15 protein-coding genes are annotated in these 19,059 nt (G+C 43.1%); 8 read left to right on the forward strand and 7 right to left on the reverse strand.

What is annotated here, in order from left to right; all coding sequences use genetic code 11:
* The first annotated feature begins 117 nt into the window (after positions 1 to 117).
* Positions 118 to 237 (forward strand): DUF4023 domain-containing protein, encoded by a 120-nt coding sequence (locus tag NYE65_RS09435; RefSeq protein ID WP_034310614.1) that lies wholly within the window; start codon positions 118 to 120, stop codon positions 235 to 237.
* Positions 238 to 286: 49 nt separating this feature from the next.
* Here NYE65_RS09435 and NYE65_RS09440 read toward each other — a convergent pair whose 3' ends face one another.
* The 4 genes from NYE65_RS09440 to brnQ all read right to left on the reverse strand — a co-directional run bounded on the left by NYE65_RS09440 (position 287) and on the right by brnQ (position 5,718).
* Positions 287 to 979, reverse strand: a complete 693-nt coding sequence (locus NYE65_RS09440) for a hypothetical protein (protein ID WP_340862119.1) — start codon at positions 977 to 979, stop codon at positions 287 to 289.
* Between the two features lie 155 nt (positions 980 to 1,134).
* Complete coding sequence (locus NYE65_RS09445) at positions 1,135 to 3,051, reverse strand: vWA domain-containing protein (protein WP_340860738.1); 1,917 nt, start codon at positions 3,049 to 3,051, stop codon at positions 1,135 to 1,137.
* A gap of 15 nt (positions 3,052 to 3,066) precedes the next feature.
* Positions 3,067 to 3,933 (reverse strand): ATP-binding protein, encoded by an 867-nt coding sequence (locus NYE65_RS09450; protein ID WP_082609479.1) that lies wholly within the window; start codon positions 3,931 to 3,933, stop codon positions 3,067 to 3,069.
* Between the two features lie 453 nt (positions 3,934 to 4,386).
* On the reverse strand, positions 4,387 to 5,718 hold the full coding sequence (brnQ, locus tag NYE65_RS09455; protein ID WP_328143922.1) for a branched-chain amino acid transport system II carrier protein: 1,332 nt from the start codon (positions 5,716 to 5,718) through the stop codon (positions 4,387 to 4,389).
* Positions 5,719 to 6,079: 361 nt separating this feature from the next.
* Between brnQ and NYE65_RS09460 the strand changes: the two genes are divergently transcribed.
* A complete protein-coding gene (locus NYE65_RS09460; protein WP_340860742.1) occupies positions 6,080 to 6,646 on the forward strand; it encodes a sugar O-acetyltransferase in 567 nt (188 codons plus the stop codon).
* A 42-nt stretch (positions 6,647 to 6,688) separates the two neighbouring features.
* On the opposite strand, the gene NYE65_RS09465 is transcribed toward NYE65_RS09460, so the two are convergent.
* Positions 6,689 to 7,333 (reverse strand): SDR family oxidoreductase, encoded by a 645-nt coding sequence (locus tag NYE65_RS09465; RefSeq protein ID WP_096340928.1) that lies wholly within the window; start codon positions 7,331 to 7,333, stop codon positions 6,689 to 6,691.
* A gap of 358 nt (positions 7,334 to 7,691) precedes the next feature.
* Between NYE65_RS09465 and NYE65_RS09470 the strand changes: the two genes are divergently transcribed.
* From NYE65_RS09470 to NYE65_RS09480, 3 genes are all read left to right on the forward strand, one after another.
* A complete protein-coding gene (locus NYE65_RS09470) occupies positions 7,692 to 7,955 on the forward strand; it encodes a CD3324 family protein (RefSeq protein WP_340860745.1) in 264 nt (87 codons plus the stop codon).
* 144 nt (positions 7,956 to 8,099) lie between these two features.
* A complete protein-coding gene (locus NYE65_RS09475; RefSeq protein ID WP_340860747.1) occupies positions 8,100 to 8,735 on the forward strand; it encodes a FusB/FusC family EF-G-binding protein in 636 nt (211 codons plus the stop codon).
* A gap of 89 nt (positions 8,736 to 8,824) precedes the next feature.
* Positions 8,825 to 9,421 (forward strand): MEDS domain-containing protein, encoded by a 597-nt coding sequence (locus NYE65_RS09480; RefSeq protein WP_340860749.1) that lies wholly within the window; start codon positions 8,825 to 8,827, stop codon positions 9,419 to 9,421.
* Positions 9,422 to 9,701: 280 nt separating this feature from the next.
* On the opposite strand, the gene gltD is transcribed toward NYE65_RS09480, so the two are convergent.
* Together gltD and gltB are read right to left on the reverse strand one after the other, a co-directional pair.
* A complete protein-coding gene (gltD, locus tag NYE65_RS09485; protein ID WP_340860752.1) occupies positions 9,702 to 11,183 on the reverse strand; it encodes a glutamate synthase small subunit in 1,482 nt (493 codons plus the stop codon).
* Between the two features lie 16 nt (positions 11,184 to 11,199).
* Positions 11,200 to 15,750: a glutamate synthase large subunit gene (gene gltB, locus NYE65_RS09490; protein WP_340860753.1), complete on the reverse strand. Its 4,551-nt coding sequence runs from the start codon at positions 15,748 to 15,750 to the stop codon at positions 11,200 to 11,202.
* A 133-nt stretch (positions 15,751 to 15,883) separates the two neighbouring features.
* On the opposite strand from gltB, the gene NYE65_RS09495 reads away from it, so the two are divergent.
* From NYE65_RS09495 to NYE65_RS09505, 3 genes are all read left to right on the forward strand, one after another.
* Positions 15,884 to 16,786 carry a LysR family transcriptional regulator gene (locus tag NYE65_RS09495; RefSeq protein ID WP_063589861.1) on the forward strand — a complete coding sequence of 301 codons (903 nt, stop codon included), beginning with the start codon at positions 15,884 to 15,886 and terminating at the stop codon, positions 16,784 to 16,786.
* Between the two features lie 132 nt (positions 16,787 to 16,918).
* Positions 16,919 to 17,413: a spore coat protein gene (locus NYE65_RS09500; RefSeq protein ID WP_057279168.1), complete on the forward strand. Its 495-nt coding sequence runs from the start codon at positions 16,919 to 16,921 to the stop codon at positions 17,411 to 17,413.
* 129 nt (positions 17,414 to 17,542) lie between these two features.
* Complete coding sequence (locus NYE65_RS09505) at positions 17,543 to 18,142, forward strand: hypothetical protein (RefSeq protein ID WP_268591895.1); 600 nt, start codon at positions 17,543 to 17,545, stop codon at positions 18,140 to 18,142.
* Positions 18,143 to 19,059: the final 917 nt, after the last annotated feature.

The raw sequence follows: 19,059 nt of genomic DNA on the forward strand, positions 1-19,059 counted from the left end.
TGTGGAACAAAATTACCACTTTACGTCCATATATGACCACCGTTCCTTTTTGCATACTCATGAATTCCACCTTTTCTGGTTATAGTAAAAAAGAAAATAACGGAGGAGGTACATTCCATGAAAAGTTCAAAGGAGTTTGTTGAAAGCATACAAGAGCAGCAAAAAAAGCAAGAAGGCAATATGCGCCGTCAAGGTAATGGGAATCCCGCTCAGAAGTTACCGAATAAAAAACATTAATGAAGACAATCTTCAAAAGACCCCAGTCTTAATATAGGCTGGGATCTTTTCAGTCTGATGCACTTTTCTTCTTCATCTCTTCGATTTCTTTAGAGAATGTTTCTTCTATCTCTTTTTTATTTCCATATAAAAAGAGATTATCCCCTAATTTGATTTTATACTCATATAGCTCTTTTCTGATTTTCACTTCTCCGCTTTCAATAAATAAAATGTTGATGTCGGCTCCATCTGAAATGACATCAAAGGCTTTGACATCGATGAACTCCGAGTCCTCATAAATATCGATCTCCATGACCACGTCTTCATCTTCTAAAAATAAGACCTCTTCTATCGGGTGTTCCCATAATTCATAATGATTGTACATTTCACTTTTCATCTTATTCGATAATCTATTATTCAAAAATGGAACCTTCACTAAAATGGTTAAAACCAGCAGGATTCCAATAATGATGCTTAACTCCATCAAACGCAGATCATCTGTAAGCAATGTACTGATCGATGAAATGATGACAGCAAGCGAGAATGCACCAAATAAAATTAAGAACATGCTTATTTTCCGTCGAATGGGGTGATCGATAATGGATTTTGACTCGTCAGTTGTAAAACCAGTGCCCGTCAGCATGGAAATAACCTGAAATCTTGCCACTGTGCCTTTTAATCCAGTTAATTTCATCAAGGTGACCGATATTTCAATTACAAGAACAATGATTATAAAATAAAGCAGCATAAAAAGTACATTCATCAAAATGATCACTCCTCATCTATGGTTTACCCCAATCACGACAAAAGAAATCTCATTCGACGTTCATTTTAAGTTTCCACCAATAGTTGACAAAGCAAAAAAAAAACAGTAAGATCCAAAACTTGAATCCTACTGCGTTTTTATCTATATGTTTCTTAAATGGTCTTCAGCAGCAATTTTTTTAACAGCGGTGTAAATTGCTCTGGCAATTCAGCTACACTCGGAATCATCAGGCGTTCTTTGCCATAGATGTTTTTCATTGTCATCTCTTCACTCTCATCGATGCCTCCATCCGCTAAAAACAGGCCGATGACTTCGATGCCCTTTTTTCTGGCTTCCGAAACAGCAAGGTGTGTATCGACAATTCCATTTTGATCATAATCGCTTGCCGCCGGCTCACCATCGGAAAATACGAGCAAGAAACGGTTTTTTTCGCGCCTTTTTTCCAATTCCATTGTGGCAACCCTGATACTGTATCCGTCGCGGTTGTCTTCCTCTGGCTCAAGCTGCATGATTTTAGCTCCTGAGTTTAGATAAAGAGAATCGGAATGGGACTGGATCACATGGAAGTAGTTCGGCTGATATCCTTCCCTCACTTCATTGGCATCTTCCCAGAAACCCACGATCGAGTGGGGGATCCTTAATTTCTTCAGCACTTCATGAAACAGGACGACCCCTCGTTTCGTTTCATCCATTTTGTTATGCATGGAAGCCGAGCAATCGATAAGCAATGTGAATACCGCATCCATTTCATTAGAATCCTGGTTCTTTTTATAAAAGACCCTTGGATTTTCTTCAAATACAAGCGGGAGTAATTTCTTTGATAAACGGCCAAAAACCAAATCTTTTCTTGGTGCGTTCTTTTTATTTTCCAGCGTCTTTTCAATGGTACTGGAGAGTTTCCTCTTGAACGGTTCGATATCCGCAACAAACTCTCGGTAGCGTTTCTCTTCCATAAGTGTTGGTACTTTGGCTTCTTTGATTACCTGAACGACGTCTTTATTTTCTTCACCAAATGGATGTTCACCGCTTTTGCCCATATTGGTTTGTTTCTTCTCCAGCGATTCTTGCTGATTGTATTCCTTTTGTTGACTTTCCCCTGATGAACCCTGGATCGAAGCCAGTGCTTGGTCGGCATCTTCCGCTTCCCGGGCACCTCCGCCCATCAGGCTTGTTTTCGTTCCCTGCTCCAATTCAAATTGGAGAAACGTCGAATTACTTTCACCGTTCTTGTTCTCCCGATGCCAAGTCGAGAATTTTTCATCAATGAACTCACTTTTTTCTTCGTCTGCATCATCTGTATCATCGTTCAACAGTTCATCATTTCTAGTTAGTTCATCAAATAAGGTATTTGCTTTATACTTTTCCACACTTGCAATGGGGAAAATGAAATATTCATTCATCGTATCTTCGTACCCATCGTTCACACGGAAAACGATTTGCTCGCAAATCCTCGTGATATCACTGGTTTTAGTGGCATCAAAGACCGAATGGATGAACGGTTTGAGTTTCTCCAGTTCTTCCAGCTGCCTTTCGTTGGCTCTCGGAAAAATCGGATCCGGCCTGTCGGATTGAAGCAGTAAATATATGAGGCAATATAATTCATCCAGTGCAAAACTTCTTGTGACATTCGTCGCCAATTGGCTTTCGAAATATTGTCTAAGGTAAGCCCCCCTTATCGAAAACCATTTTTTCGTGCCTGGTCTTTCTTTCTTCACCAATTCTTCCAATCGCAAATCTTCCAGCAAAGCGAATAATTGGGCTGCAAACTTCGGAAGTGAACTTTCCCCGATGCTGTCCTGGTACTCCTTCATGCTCCGGATTGTTGTATGATGCAGCGTGCCTATCGTTCTAAGAAGCACGTCCGTTTTCAGCCCTGCTTCCTTCACTTCCTTATTGCCATTTTCCCAAAAGTGGCTGGCAGTGACCTTATTCTCGATCAGATCAATGAAGGAGCCATAATTGTATTCGAATTCCAGCTCAGGAATGCCGGATAAAACAGTCGATAGATCCTGAAGCTGTAAAAAAAGTGCTGTATCTATTATTGAATCATTGAACCGGATATACTTCATGAGGCATTCTCCTAGTTAGAATAATGTGTCAGCCAAGTTCTTCACGAACTCACGCTCCCGTTCCTCGTCCAACTTATCCACAATGGAACGAAGTATCGCCCGTTTCGGCGGGATCAACACACTCAGATCGCAAGCATCAAGCAAAGCCCTGATCGACGCCGCATCTTCAGCCACCTTCCCTTGATTCACGGCATTTATCAAATCACTCGACAGTTTAACGAACAAATCAATACTTCTTGGGTCCTTCAGCTTTGTATTGGTTTCTATCAATTGCTTTAACTGCTCCCCTTCGATATAAGGAACTTCAATGATGACAAACCTATTTTTTAGCGCTTCGTTCAGCGGCACTGTCCCGACATACCCTTCGTTGATTGCAGCAATCACATTAAAGCCCTCTTTTGCCGTTATCACTTCATTCGTGAACGGATTCGTTATCGTCCTTCTGTAATCAAGCACACCATTGATAAGCGGCAGAGTCTCCGGTTTTGCCATGTTGATTTCATCTATATATAAGAAGTGACCGTGATTCATCGAATTGGTCACTGGTCCAGGTACGAATTCTATCACTTGTTTTTCCTCTTTGTAAGCCAGCGTCTTGAAGCCCAATAAGCTTTCTGCATCCAAGTCGACTGAGCAGTTGACGCTGAACATCGGCTGATTGAATAAGTTCGATAAAGTCTCGGCAAACTTTGTCTTTCCAGCCCCTGTCGGACCCTTCAAAAGGATATTCTTCCCCATGCTCAAGGCCGTGATGGCATCCACCATCAACTCCATCTCGGGAGGGAGATATCCGCCGCTCCTGATCAATTCCTCAAATTGAGCAGGATTCTTTTTGCTTGCTTGTAATATATTTGCTATTTCTGTTGGTAATCGATTGATCATTATGTTCCTACACCCCTTTCTGAACATTTTAAGGCTCTTTCCCATTAAAAACAAACACTAAGAAAAGGAGCTGTCATCAAGACAGCTCCCCAACGGTAGATAAACTCGGAGTAAATTGAGTTTTTCATTTCAGAAGTCCGTTCCTTACTCTAACCAAAACTCATCAAAACAAACTGAGTGTCGCAAGTTTCTTCAATCCAATAGGGTTCATAAAACAATAAAAACCGAAAGTGTAACCCTGTCTTAATCAAGCTTAAAGATGAAACCGACTACAGTTTTTTCTTTAAAGACAATCCAGTTGATTGGAACGGAAGGTACGAGACTCCTACGGAAAAGCGCGGCCAAGGGAGACCCCACAGGCGGAAAGAGCGCCAAGGAGGCTCCCGGACCGCCCGCGGAAAGCGAGTGCCTGGAGTGGAAATCAACGTTATTCGAGGTTCATTCTGATATCCCTTAATAGGCTTCCTTAGGGTCACCTTTCAATAGGTATACCATATAGCCCAATACACCGCCGATGATGGCAGGAATCACCCAGCCCACCCCTACACTATATAGTGGAAGGTATTGAGTGAAAAGGTCCGAAACGGCATCCAGTTTAATGCCTGATGCCACTATTCCATCCATTATGCTGATGATGGCCGTTAATAATAAGCTTCCTAAATATACCTCCGATTTCCCTTTGAATAAGGAATGGAAGAACGTAAGAACGATCAAAACGATCGCCACGGGATAAAGCGCAGTTAACACAGGCACTGTAATGGAAATCAGCTTGGTCAAACCTACATTGGCAACGGCCGCACTGAAAACGGAGAAGATGACGACATATGATTTATACGATACGGCAGGCAGTATTTTATTGAAATACGTAGCACAAGCCGTTATCAAACCGATGCTTGTAGTCAGGCAAGCAGCGATCACAATCAACCCTAACAACACGGCACCAGCCGGTCCGAAAAAATGGTTCGAGGCTTGAGCCAAAACGTCCCCGCCATTACCCAGTTGACCGAGTTTCTCCACACTTGTTGCACCTACATAAGTTATAGACGCATAAACGATCACCAACAAGGTGGCAGCGATTAAGCCGGCTTTCAGACAGAAGCCCAAGACTTCTTTTCTTGATGTTATCCCTCTATCTTTGATCGCGTTGATGACGATGATCCCAAATGCAAATCCGGCCAGCGTATCCATGGTCAAATATCCTTCTTTAAACCCCTTAAAGAAAGAATTATCTGAATAATCAGCCGCTGGTGCCTGAATTTCACCCATTGGGTTAATAATTGCGACCACAATGAGAATCCCGATGAAAATCAATAATAAAGGTGTTAATATTTTTCCGACGATATCGAGCATTTTTGATGGATTGATGGATAATAAACAGGCAATCCCAAAGTATATGATCGTGAATATCAGCAATGGTAAAAAACCGACATCATTAGATAGGAAAGGTTTAATCCCTATTTCGTAGGATACACTCCCCGTTCTGGGAAGTGCGAAAAGCGGTCCCAAAGATAAATAAAGAACGACGGTGAAAATGATGCCGAATAAGGGGTGTGCCCTGCTTGCAAGCGATTGAACATCATTTTTTCCTGAAAAACCAAAGGCCAATATTGTAATGAATGGCAGTCCAACACCAGTAATGATGAATCCTAAACTGGCCGACCATAAATTGGTCCCCGCGGATTGACCGAGCATGGCAGGGAAAATTAAGTTTCCTGCACCAAAAAATAAAGCAAAAAGCATTAATCCTGTTACAATGACGAAAGACAGCGGTGCTTTCTGTGACATATAGAGCCCTCCATTGTTTTGTGATTATTTTAACCAAGAAAAGAGTTGTACACAATTTCCGAAAAAAAATGACATGAACTTCGAACCATTCTACTGATCTGTTAAAATGGACCTTCATGAAACTATGAATCATCCATAACTCTTCTTACTATAAAATCCGGTGGAACGTTTGTCAAAGCTATTTCATTCATTATTCGGAAAAATCTTTCTTTTCTAACTTCTTTTTTTAAAAAACGAGAGAGGCATTTAGATTCAACAGAAAAGTTGAGTAAAAAGTACTGCAATTTATTTTGCAGGAAAAATGTTTTAATATTCAGATATTTTTTCAAACTATATAAAAAAAGAAACAGGAGGCGCATACATGAATACTGAAAAAGAAAAGATGGTGAGCGGGAAACCTTACATCGCCGCTGATCCGGAATTAATCAGAGATAGGGAAAATGCCAGAAAGTTGACTCGGTTATACAATCAGACAACGGAAGGCGAAGGAGATGAACGGACCGCACTGCTGAAACGGCTTTTAGGTTCTACTGGGCTAAATGTATATATTGAACCCACTTTCCGTTGTGACTATGGATACAATATTTCTGTCGGGGAAAACTTTTATGCTAATTTTGATTGTGTCATTTTGGATGTTTGCGAAGTGAAAATTGGCAGGGACTGCATGTTGGCTCCCGGAGTGCATATCTATACAGCTACACATCCGCTGGATCCCTTTGAACGCAGTTCTGGAGTGGAATACGGAAAACCGGTTACGATAGGGGATCATGTATGGATTGGAGGAAGTGCCATCATCAATCCTGGCGTTACAATAGGGAGTCATTCCGTTGTCGCCTCAGGGGCCGTCGTAACAAAGGATGTTCCTGAAGGCGTTGTTGTCGGTGGAAATCCAGCGAAGGTCATCAAGCATATCGAAGGAATTAAATAAGCAGAGTCCACTCCCCCTGAGTGGCCCTGCCCCTTTTTTACGTTAAATTTTCCTCAAGGCTTCCGCGATTGCAGTATCGCCAGAGATTAAATCAAATGAACGCTTATAGGTATTTTCATCGGTCAATGAAGCAAGAATCGTTCGAGCCACATCTTCACGGGCAATCGATCCTCTTTCCAATTCCTCGGCGGCGGTCACTTTGCCCGTTCCCGGTTCATTAACCAGACCGCCAGGCCGAATGATCGTATAATTTAAATCGCTTTGTAACAATGCCCTATCCGCATAGTGCTTGGCCACATAATACGGTTTGATGGCTTCATTCCAGTTTTCGCGATTATTGGCCTGAAAAGCACTCACCATGATGAATCGGTCGATTCCCAGGTTTTCTGCCGCTTCAATCGTTTTAACTGCACCATCCAGATCAATCAACAGCGTTTGATCAGCACCGGTGCTACCTCCGGACCCTGCTGTGAACACGATGGCATCGCAGCCTTTTGCCGCATTCGCAATCTCATCCACTGATCCAGTTAAACTGACGACTGCAGATTCAATTCCATTTTTCTTTAAATGCTCACTTTGTTCTTCTTTGCGAACCATTGCCCGTACACTATGATCCGGGCTGTCTTTTAATAAATCTACAAGATGTTTACCGATCTGCCCATTTGCCCCAACTACGAATACTTTCATAAAGTCAGCTCCCATAATGTTTAGTTTGGTTTCCCTCCAAATTATTTCATGGACTCAGAACATTATCAAACAATCAGCACGCAATTTCAGCTTTAACATTGGAAAAAGTTTGGCAACTCACCCTATTCTATTTTATAATAAGAACAACACGTGTTCTTCAGAAACACAAAGGGGAGGTGTAAAGATGGCAATACGAATGTTAATGCCACCTTCTGCAGCGTCTCATGCAAAGCCTAGTATTGGAGGCGATACTTTGCATGGGGTTGAATTAAGCTAAATTAATCGCCCGCCTTATCATTTCTAATATTCGGCTTTGCACCTTATTTCATTCTTAATAAAGAATAAGGGGCTGGCAGAAATGAAGTATGTAAAAGCGACGGCCGTTTTACCTGAAAAGCTGATCATTGAAATTCAAAAGTATGTGCAAGGTGAAACCATATATATCCCTAAACCCGAAAAAGCCCATCACAAATGGGGAACCCGTTCGGGATCAAGGGAATTGATTGATGACCGAAATGCCTCTATAAAATATGCTTTCAAAGACGGGCATTCCATCCATCAATTAGCCGAGGAACATTTTCTCTCCGCGGAAACCATCAAGAAAATCGTTTATTCTAAATAGGATTACACGGGTAGCACTGATAATGATATCAGTGCTATTTGTATGCCGAGTATGTTTCTTAGTCGTTTCCCCCCTTTTAAAGCAGATGCAATTTATGTAAAGTAAAGAGAAACGGTAACACTTGAAGAAACAGGAGTGAAGAAAATGGAACCTTTTATCAGGAGCGAGCAGTATAACTTCATAAAATCCCAAACACAAATTCTCATAAATGGACACGCGACTGCCAACGATAAGGATGTGATCAACACCCTGAAAACAGTCGCCAAAGAAAGGGTACTAAGCTTATTCAGTGACTTGAGCGAAGAGCAAAAACAACTGCTGGATCCAGTGGATACCATCAAAGATCAAGCACAAGCCGAAGCCTTTCTACTACAGGTGAAGCCATTTGTGATCCCATTTAAAGAAGTAACCGAAAAAACGATAAAAAAACTATTTCCTAAAGCAAAGAAATTAAAAACCCCTTTGTTGGAAAACATCGATTTGAGAGAGATTTCATACCTGGGATGGGATGATGTCGGATCCGGAAAGAAATTCATCATTGCCCCCCATCATCATAAACTCACCGGAATGCATGGAACCATTAAACCTGCCAACAAAAAAGGGATCTGTGCCATATGCAGCCGCTTTGAAGAAGTAGGGATGTTCATGTCTGAAACAAAAGGAACCGTCCAAGGGACATTCATTAAAAAAGGGAATTATATTTGTCTGGACAGCATGAAATGCAACCAGAACATAACCACTTTGGATAAAATGACCGACCTGATCGAACGGCTGAAATAAAACGGAAAAGCAATCCTTCAATGGAGAAGGATTGCTTTTTTCCCTTGTTAAACAACTCTCATTTTGTCCTGCTATGGAATTCTTGTATAATGGAAACGATACATGAAAGAAGGATTGATATATTGAAAAGCAAAATGAATCAGTTGTTCGAAGACCAAAAAAATGTTCATGTGCTATATTCCTATAATGAAATGGAAAATTACATTAAACAAGTTTTAAGTTATATCCAAGATGGCATCATGGCGGGGGATTACGTCATTCTTGTTGAAAATGACCGTATTTACCCCATTATCCATAAAGAACTAAGCACTCGGTTAACAAAAGATCAAATGAAGCTCCTTCACTTTGTGAACAACTTCGATTTCTATTGCTCAAGCGGCAGTTATCATCCTCCTGCAATCGAAGAATACTTTAATAAAACGGTTCAGCCCTATGTCGAAAATAAAATCTCTTTCCGATCATGGGCACATGTTGAATGGGCAACCTTGGAAGAGCCCCTGCATATCATAGAGGAATTTGAGAGAACAGTAGACAAAGCTGTAAATCTGCTGTCATTTCCATTAATTTGTGCGTACAAAGGTGAGAGGATGCCAGAATACCTGAAAACCATTTTGCTGGAAACACATCCTTATGTTCTAGAAGACGATGATATCACCATCTGTGAACAATACTTGCCAACTGTTTGAAATAATACACTTACACGCTTAGGATTCCCCGAAGCGTGTTTTTTCCGTTGCATTATATTGAGTTACCGACCACTTGTTGTGAATTCTTTGTATATTTAAGCCGGAATATTGTTAGTTATGAGCTTATACTCGTGAGTTTTGTACATTTACTCGTGAATTCCGGGCATTTACTCGTGAGTTTTGGCGCTTTACTCGTGAATTCCGGGCATTTACTCGTGAGTACATATTTCCCACCACAGAAAAAAAGAAGCGCCATAATGGCACTTCTTTTTTTTTGAGTTTAAGGCAATACGGTTGCACCCATCAAGTAGCGGTCCACTTCTCTTGCCACTTCTCGGCCTTCATTGATTGCCCAAACGATGAGGCTTTGCCCTCTTCTTGCATCTCCGGCAGCGAAAACTCCTTCGACATTCGTTTTGTATTCGCCATAGACGGCATCAATTTTTTGATTGACTGTTTCTACGCCAAATTGAGTTAATAGCGGCATTTCCGTTCCTTCAAATCCGATTGCGATGAAAACGAATTGTGCAGGCCATACTTTTTCAGTTCCTGGAACTTCCCTGAAAATGTACATTCCGTCATCGCCTTTGATTTTTTCCATGGAGATTGTGTGCAGTTCTTTAACGTTGCCATTTTCATCGGCGACGATTTTTTTTGTTTGGATTGAATATTGACGCGGATCTGCACCGAATTTCGCTTCCGCTTCTTCATACGCATAATCAAGGGAAAAGACATTCGGGTAGGCCGGCCACATATTATCAGATGTACGGGCCGTCGGAAGGATTGGATGCTTCCCGAATTGTACGACGCTCTTACATCCCTGGCGAAGGGCAGTTGCGACACAGTCAGCTCCTGTATCCCCGCCGCCGATGACGATGACATCCTTCCCCTTTGTGTCTATAAACTTGCCGTCTTCAAAATTGGAGTCCAACAGGCTTTTAGTCGATGTAGTCAAGTAATCCATTGCAAGGTGAATGCCTGATGCCCCGCGTCCTTCAATTACCAGGTCACGCTGCTTTTGGGCACCTGTGCAAAGGATGACTGCATCATACTGATCTTGCAGTTCTTCAGCTGTTATATCTTTGCCTACTTCTGTATTGGTAATGAAATCGATGCCTTCCTGGGTCAATAATTTGATTCGGCGTGCAACGATATCCTTTTCAAGTTTCATGTTCGGGATTCCGTATGTCAACAGCCCGCCTGCACGGTCTGAGCGCTCATAAACCGTGACCGAATGACCTGCTTGATTCAACTGGTCGGCACTCGCCATTCCTGCCGGGCCTGAACCGATGATGGCAATTTTCTTGCCGGTCCGGCTTTCAGGGATGCGAGGCGTTATCCAGCCATTTTCAAATCCTTTATCGATGATGGTCCGTTCTATGTTCTTGATGGTAACGGCAGGATCGCTTATCGCTACCGTACAAGACCCTTCACATGGGGCCGGGCAGACGCGCCCGGTGAATTCAGGGAAATTATTCGTTTTCGATAAACGGTCCAATGCTTCTTTCCATCTGCCGCGGTACACCAAATCATTCCACTCCGGAATAAGGTTATGAATCGGACAGCCCGTAGTGACTCGGTTCAATTCCATGCCCATATGGCAGAAAGGGGTGGCGCAGTCCATACACCGCGCTCCCTGTGTACTTAACTTTTCGTCAGAGAAAGGAGCTGTATACTCTCTCCAGTCGTTTAAACGAGTGAGAGGATTCCGGTCTTTTGGTTTTTCTCGCGGATAATCCATAAATCCTGTTGCTTTTCCCATCTTTCTCTCCCCTTCCTTACTGCATCACAGCTTGTTTAGTGATTTTTTTATCTTGAACGGCATTTGCTTGGAATGCACTCATGATCGCTTCTTCATCCGATAGCCCTGCACGCTTCTGCTCATTGATGCTTTTGATCATCCGTTTGTAATCTTTCGGAATGACTTTTACGAATTTCTTAGCGAAATCCTCCCAGTTCTCCAGTACATACGATGCTTTGGCACTTTCTGTATAATGAAGGTGGCTGTAAAGCATTTCTTTTACTTCGTTGGCATCATCCATATCATCAAGCGTCTCGAATTCTATCATTTCGCCATTGCATAATGCCTTGAACTCTTCTGCATCATCAGCAAGTACATAAGCGATGCCGCCTGACATGCCTGCCGCAAAGTTTTTGCCGACGTCGCCCAGAATGACCACGCGTCCGCCAGTCATATACTCACAGCCATGGTCTCCAATTCCTTCAACGACGACATTGACTCCACTGTTCCGTACGGCAAATCTTTCTCCCGCACGCCCATTAATGTAGGCCTCGCCGCTTGTTGCACCATATAAGGCGATATTTCCGGCAATTACATTGTCCCCGGCCTCGATCTGATTGCCAGAAGGTGCCGTGACAATGATCTTCCCGCCAGATAAGCCTTTCCCAACATAGTCATTCACATCGCCAGTCAAATACATCGACATCCCCTTTGGAATGAACGCACCGAAGCTCTGGCCCGCCGATCCTGTAAAACGAAGTGTGATCGTATCTTCAGGCAACCCTTCCTCACCGTAGCGTTTGGATACTTCACTGCCGACGATCGTTCCGACCACACGGTTCACATTGGTAATCGGGAAGCTGACATCCACCTGGGTTTGGTCATTTAAAGCAGGCTCCACAACAGGTAAAATCTCACGGATATCCAAGGATTCTTCTATTTTATGGTTTTGCGGAAGTTGATACGTACGAATCCCCTCCGGTTGGAAAAGAAGTGTCGTCAAGTCCAGATGCTTCGCTTTCCAATGGTTTTGCGCCCGCTCGCTCACTTGTAAAACATCAGTGCGGCCGACCATTTCTTCCAGTGTTCTAAAGCCAAGCTCAGCCATCGTTTCCCGGACTTCCTCAGCGATGAAGCGCATGAAATTCACGACATGATCCGCATCTCCAGTGAATTTGCTGCGAAGTTCAGGGTTTTGGGTAGCTACCCCGACAGGACATGTATCCAAATGGCAAGCACGCATCATGACACAGCCTAGGACCACAAGCGGTGCTGTAGCAAAGCCGAATTCTTCCGCTCCAAGGATAGCGGCCATGACCACATCGCGTCCCGTCATTAACTTCCCATCCGTTTCAAGGACAACACGGCTGCGCAGGCCATTCAGCATCAATGTTTGGTGTGCTTCGGCAAGACCCAGCTCCCAAGGAAGACCAGTATGTTTGATACTCGTTTTTGGTGATGCACCCGTACCGCCATCGTACCCGCTGATAACGATGACATCTGCGGCTCCTTTGGCCACGCCGGCTGCAATCGTGCCTACGCCTGCTTTCGACACAAGCTTGACGCTGATCCTGGCATCACGGTTCGCATTTTTCAAATCATGGATCAGCTGTGCCAAATCTTCAATCGAATAGATATCGTGATGCGGAGGCGGTGAAATCAGGCCGACACCCGGTGTGGAACCGCGGACCTCTGCAACCCAAGGATATACTTTATTTCCGGGCAGCTGGCCGCCTTCACCCGGCTTAGCACCTTGCGCCATTTTGATTTGAAGTTCATCGGCATTAACAAGGTAATGGCTTTTCACTCCAAAACGGCCGGACGCAATTTGTTTAATACCGCTGCGGCGATTATCGCCGTTTTCATCCAGTTGGTAACGGCTAGGATGCTCCCCGCCTTCACCGCTATTGCTTTTTCCGCCTAAACGGTTCATCGCGATCGCTAATGTTTCATGTGCTTCCTGACTCAATGAACCGAATGACATCGCGCCCGTTTTGAATCGGCTGACGATGGTTTCCACGGATTCCACTTCATCTATTGAAATGCTTTGGCGTTTTTGATCGAACGAGAATAAATTCCGTAAAAACCCAAGTCTCTCTTCATTCGCCAAGTTTGAATATTGCTTAAATAAATTATAATCGCCTTTCCGGCACGCCCATTGCAATGTATGGATCGTTTTAGGATTGAAAGCATGATGTTCCCCTGTTTTTCTCCATTGAAAATCACTTCCGCTTTCAAGCGTTTCATCAAGGGAATCGGCTGCAGCTTTCCTATGGCGAATCAACGCTTCATCTGCGATCGTTACCAAATCGATTCCACTAAGCTGCGATGCCGTACCGCTGAAATAGCGTTCGATCACATCAGCACCGATTCCGACCGCTTCGAAAATTTGTGCGCCGCGATAACTTTGAATCGTTGAAATCCCCATTTTCGACATCACTTTTACGATGCCTTCTGTCACAGAGCTTACATATTTCCTTACCGTTTCTTCGTAGCTGGCGGCCAAACTGCCTTCCAATACCGCCTGCTTATATGTTTCATAAGCAAGATACGGGTAAATCGCATCCACTCCATACCCGATTAGGGATGCATAATGATGGACTTCCCTTGCTTCCCCCGATTCAACGATAATGCTCACCTTCGTACGGTTACCATGGCGGATCAGCTCTTGATGAAGGGCGCTCGCAGCCAGCAGGGAAGGAATCGCAGCTTTTTCTTTGCTCATATCCTTGTCAGATAATATCAAAAGGCTGACACCATCAGCGATCGCTTGTTCCGCTTCACGGCAGATGCGATCGAGTTCACTCTCTAAATCTTCTGAAAATAAAGTGTGAATGACTTTGCTCCTGAATTCAGGATAGGCATTTTCTTTCAACTGCTGCATTTGACCCGGCGTCAAAACAGGCGAATCCAATTGAATGCGGCGGCTGTTCGTTTCATCCGGCTTCAGCAAATCTCCTTCCGCACCGAGAAATGTCATCGTTGACGTGACGATCTGTTCACGCAGCGAATCGATCGGCGGATTGGTTACCTGTGCAAAAGATTGCTTGAAATAGTTGAAAAGCGATTGCGGGCGATCTGATAAGACCGCTAACGGAATGTCATTGCCCATGCTGCCCAGTGGATCTTTGCCTTCGTTAATGACCGGCAGTAAATACTTTTGGACATCTTCATACGTGTATCCGAACGCTTTTTGCCTGAATAATAAATCACTCAAAGGCTCCCCTTCGAGCACAGGTTCTTCGTCACTTAATTGAACAAGCTGTTCGTCCAGCCATTGCTGGTATGGATTTTCCTGGGCCATTTCCGACTTGATCTCTTCATCGGAAACAATACGGCCTTCCTCTAAATCTATTAAAAGCATTCTGCCTGGACTTAAACGATCTTTATATAATACATTCTCCGGCTCCACATCGATCACGCCGACTTCAGAGGAGAAAATGATGTAATCATCTTTTGTCACATAATACCTTGCCGGCCTTAAACCATTTCGATCAAGGATGGCACCGATTTGCTTGCCATTCGTAAAGGATATGGCCGTCGGTCCATCCCATGGCTCCATGAGCATGCTATGATATTCGTAAAATGCTTTCTTTTCCTTCGTCATATGCGGATTTTCCGTCCACGGTTCAGGAATGAGCATCATCGCCGCATGTGCCGGTTTACGCCCGGCAAGCACGAAGAATTCAAGTGCATTATCAAGAATCGAGGAATCACTGCCGTCTATATCCAGAATAGGCAGGACCTTTTGCAGGTCATCCCCGAATGCTTCCGAAACAAACTGCTGTTCACGCGCTTTCATCCAATTCACATTGCCTCTAAGCGTATTGATTTCACCATTATGGATCAGGTAACGGTTTGGATGTGCCCGTTCCCAGCTAGGAAAAGTATTCGTACTGAAGCGGGAATGCACTAAAGCGAAAGCGGAAACGAAAGACTCCTGTTGGAGATCAAGATAAAAAGCATCCACCTGCTCTGGCGTCAACAATCCTTTGTATACGATCGTAGCACTTGAAAGGCTGGCAAAATAAAAACGATTGCCGCGTTCCCGGGCCCAGTTTTCAGCTTGTTTTCTGATAACGAACAATTTGCGCTCAAAAGCTAAATCATCGGTAATCTCTACGCTTGCCCCGATGAATACTTGGCGGATCGCCGGACATGTCTCCTTGCCGACCTCCCCGATTTTCGTTGCATCAACAGGAACCGTTCTCCAGCCTAATAACGTTTGGCCCTCTTGTTCGATAAATGCATTCAAACGAGCTTCGATTTCATTCCGTTCACCATCATTGTTAGAGAAAAAGAGCATGCCTACACCATAGCGTCCTTTTGCCGGCAAATTCATTTCCGGGCATGCCAGCCTGAAATATTCATCAGGAATCTGTACCATTAATCCTGCGCCATCTCCTGTAAGGGGATCGCTGCCTTGTCCGCCGCGATGATCTAATTGGCACAGCATATTCAGTCCTTGTTTGACGATGTCATGTGTAGCAAGCCCTTTTAAATGAGCGTATAAACCGATCCCACATGCATCATGTTCAAATTCAGGATGGTAGAGCCCTTGTGCTTTTGGTATTTGATTGTATGTCATATTAATCGCCCCCATCTTATTCTTACACCGTTATGTCACTTACATTTATTCTAGGTTTTCAAATCGATATAAACAATATATAATTCTAGTAGAATCCATCTCAATTTGAGATGAATGGCAGGAGGATGAATAAATGGAACTACGACAATTACGTTATTTTGTTGAAGTCGCCGAGAGGGAACACGTCTCAGAAGCCGCAGAGCACCTGCATATCGCACAATCAGCAATCAGCCGGCAAATCTCCAGACTGGAAGATGAGCTTGGCGTACTTTTATTCGAGAAAATCGGCCGGAATATCCAGTTAACTCCGATTGGTAAAATTTTCTTGATCCATGCCAAAACGGCGATACAGGCGATTGAATATGCCAAATATCAAATTGAGGAATTTTTGGACCCTGAACACGGAAGCATTAAAATCGGGTTCCCGACCAGCCTCTCCACCCATTTACTGCCTACCGTCATTTCCGCTTTTAAAGATGAGCAGCCGAATATCGGCTTCCACTTAAGACAGGGATCTTATTCCTCTTTAAAGGAAGCTGTCAAAAATCGCGAAATAGGATTAGCCTTCCTTGGACCGATCCCGACAAACGATCCAGATATCGAGGGTCATATCCTGTTCACGGAAAACATATCCGCTTTACTGCCAATCACTCACCCATTGGCTGATAGGAAGAGTGTGCGCCTAAGTGATTTAAGAAATGATCCCTTCGTCTTGTTTCCAAAAGGATATATCTTTCACACTATCGCTCTCGAAGCCTGCAAAGCAGCCGGTTTCACACCGAACATCGCCTCGGAAGGTGAAGACATGGATTCCATAAAAGGGCTCGTTTCTGCCGGAATCGGAGTCAGTCTGCTCCCTGACAGTACCTTTTATGAAGTCATTCCAAGACTCACTGTCAAGATCCCGATCGATACGCCCGAAGTCAAACGGACGGTCGGCATCATCACTCCTAAAAACAGGGACTTGGCTCCATCAGAAAAACTTTTTTACCAATTTGCCAAAAAGTTCTTCTCTGTTCTCGAACAATATCAATAAAACATGGCCTTCAAAACTGTTAATGAAAATTGAAGATGGGACAGATCTTCCCATAAATATTTCACTAGACAACTTACCTATAGCCCACTGAACGAATAATGTATCAAGATTATTCGTTCAGGAGGAATTTACATGCAACCCACCCATTCACATCTTGCTTGGCATGAGACACTCGAGCTTCATGAGTTGGTCGCCGCCCAGTCCAATGCCCTTATGAAATTTAAAATTGCTTATCCAAAAATAAAAGACCCCATTCTAAAAACGATATATAAGCAAACGATTGACACCCTTACCCAAAATATCATGGAGCTGCTGCAATTTTACCCGTTGACGCCTAAAACGGGCAGGGATGACGATGCATCAAGAGATGACGCATCGGCCGCCGCTGCCGGGGAATTGCTGGGCTTTGCCAAATCATCTATCAAAAATTACGCAATGGCGATTACGGAAACAGCCACCCCTTCCCTTCGAAAGGTATTTAAGAAACATTTAAATGGAGCCATCGATACCCATGCCAAGATTTTCAACTACCTTTATGAAAGAAATCTCTATCCTGCTTACGACTTGAACCAATTGCTTCAAAATGACGTCGATGTTGCCAATAAGGCTCTTTCCCAACCTTTCTAAATACGAAAAAAGGCAAGCATTCCGATTGCTTGCCTTTTTTGCCGCATTCCGATTCCGTTTTTCATTATAATGTTATAATATACTATAATTGGATTTAATTAGGTCCTTAGTATTCAAGGGGTGAAAATCATGAAAAAAATCATTTTATCCATTATCCTTTCCCTGCTCCCATTTTCTTTAGTTGCCTGTAAGGCCGTTGAGCCAAAATCCGTGAATATCCTTTCAGTTCCAGAGCTGACAGCAAGGGAGAAAGCCATCCTGGAGAATTCAAGTGAACATTCCTTTCTTATCGATTTCAGTGTGGATGATACATACAAGGAGATGTCCGTCTGGGTCGAAAAATATGAATTTGGCAAACTTGTCGAACCTGAAATGGGACGCATGACAACGGGGATTGAAAAGAATGGGACAATCATCTTTACGACATCGAAAACGGATGATGACCAAAAACGATCGATGTTCAATGTAAGCATTCAAAACTATGATGGTACGGATACGGTTACTTATCCTGAAACCATTGATGAAATGGATTCCAGCGTATGGGGCGGTGCTGGCAAACTCAAAATAAACAGCACAAACAAGCTTGCATTGGCGAGTATATGTTACTCAAGCGGAAATGAAGGCATACGTTCACTTTCCACTGATTTTTATGGTGATACGGAAGGACATATGGACGAGTTGAAGGAATACGATGTGGTCTACCTCCTGAGAAGTGAATTCACTAAATGAGCTGACAAATTAAAGGGGCAAGTTAAATCGAACATGCCCCTGCATTGTTTTTTCATTCCGCCCTATTTACTGCATCAAGACCTCCCCTCTCAGTCATCTCCCTAGCCTTACAGTAATCCCAATTAGCCGCCCGACGAATTACATATATTCTGCATCAAGCTAGATAAAAACTCATGCTTTAAGAGCAATTCAATATCGAAGTGGGGGAATTAGCGGATCCAAAAGCATATGAGAGTCCCCCAAGAGCTGACTCCCATAAATTCACATCCTCTTATTATTCTCATATATTAGTGAATTGTTTAAAGTCTTTCACTTCTAAATTAATACCATCTACTTCATCTTTGATACATTAGTTAAAAACGATCATTTAATGTTTGTCACAATTAATTCGACATCCATAAAAAGGGGGTTGAAGAATAAGGCATTTGGGTGTAATCTTTAAAAATAAAAAACGGAAAGAAGATATTTAATTGAAGAAAATCCTCCTCCTCTTTGCAGCAGTAGTCATTGCAAGCTCTCTCGGACATCAAATAAACGGCGGATATATGGACCCTCGAAAATCCCGCCCTAGGTATATACATTTAAAATAAGGAATCATTTATAAAAGATTGATTCTTATAATGCATTAAACTGTTAATGTTAACATTTTTAGCACATAGTAAGAGATTTGGATTTAAGCAGGAAGTTACCCCAAACGCTCATTCCCAGCCTCAACCGAAAGCGTTCCTAACCCAATTGAGGAAGCTAAAATAATACCTTATGCTATTACTCTTCCTTTTTTCATTATATTTCCTCCTGATATTTATTATTGAACAGATTAATGATGTAAGAACGGCGAGTACATGAGGTTTCAGAATTAAAACATGAAGCTCCAGATCTGATATCATGCTATGACAAAGCACAGGCACAAGACACGC

It is taken from the genome of Peribacillus sp. FSL R5-0717 (assembly GCF_038002945.1).
GTDB lineage: Bacteria > Bacillota > Bacilli > Bacillales > DSM-1321 > Peribacillus > Peribacillus frigoritolerans.

Excerpts from the sequence above, each read along its gene's own strand:
- NYE65_RS09435 (WP_034310614.1), top strand. The coding sequence starts at position 118 with ATGAAAAGTTCAAAGGAGTTTGTTGAAAGCATACAAGAGCAGCAAAAA.
- NYE65_RS09440 (WP_340862119.1), bottom strand. The coding sequence starts at position 979 with ATGAATGTACTTTTTATGCTGCTTTATTTTATAATCATTGTTCTTGTA.
- NYE65_RS09445 (WP_340860738.1), bottom strand. The coding sequence starts at position 3,051 with ATGAAGTATATCCGGTTCAATGATTCAATAATAGATACAGCACTTTTT.
- NYE65_RS09450 (WP_082609479.1), bottom strand. The coding sequence starts at position 3,933 with ATGATCAATCGATTACCAACAGAAATAGCAAATATATTACAAGCAAGC.
- brnQ (WP_328143922.1), bottom strand. The coding sequence starts at position 5,718 with ATGTCACAGAAAGCACCGCTGTCTTTCGTCATTGTAACAGGATTAATG.
- NYE65_RS09460 (WP_340860742.1), top strand. The coding sequence starts at position 6,080 with ATGAATACTGAAAAAGAAAAGATGGTGAGCGGGAAACCTTACATCGCC.
- NYE65_RS09465 (WP_096340928.1), bottom strand. The coding sequence starts at position 7,333 with ATGAAAGTATTCGTAGTTGGGGCAAATGGGCAGATCGGTAAACATCTT.
- NYE65_RS09470 (WP_340860745.1), top strand. The coding sequence starts at position 7,692 with ATGAAGTATGTAAAAGCGACGGCCGTTTTACCTGAAAAGCTGATCATT.
- NYE65_RS09475 (WP_340860747.1), top strand. The coding sequence starts at position 8,100 with ATGGAACCTTTTATCAGGAGCGAGCAGTATAACTTCATAAAATCCCAA.
- NYE65_RS09480 (WP_340860749.1), top strand. The coding sequence starts at position 8,825 with ATGGAAACGATACATGAAAGAAGGATTGATATATTGAAAAGCAAAATG.
- gltD (WP_340860752.1), bottom strand. The coding sequence starts at position 11,183 with ATGGGAAAAGCAACAGGATTTATGGATTATCCGCGAGAAAAACCAAAA.
- gltB (WP_340860753.1), bottom strand. The coding sequence starts at position 15,750 with ATGACATACAATCAAATACCAAAAGCACAAGGGCTCTACCATCCTGAA.
- NYE65_RS09495 (WP_063589861.1), top strand. The coding sequence starts at position 15,884 with ATGGAACTACGACAATTACGTTATTTTGTTGAAGTCGCCGAGAGGGAA.
- NYE65_RS09500 (WP_057279168.1), top strand. The coding sequence starts at position 16,919 with ATGCAACCCACCCATTCACATCTTGCTTGGCATGAGACACTCGAGCTT.
- NYE65_RS09505 (WP_268591895.1), top strand. The coding sequence starts at position 17,543 with ATGAAAAAAATCATTTTATCCATTATCCTTTCCCTGCTCCCATTTTCT.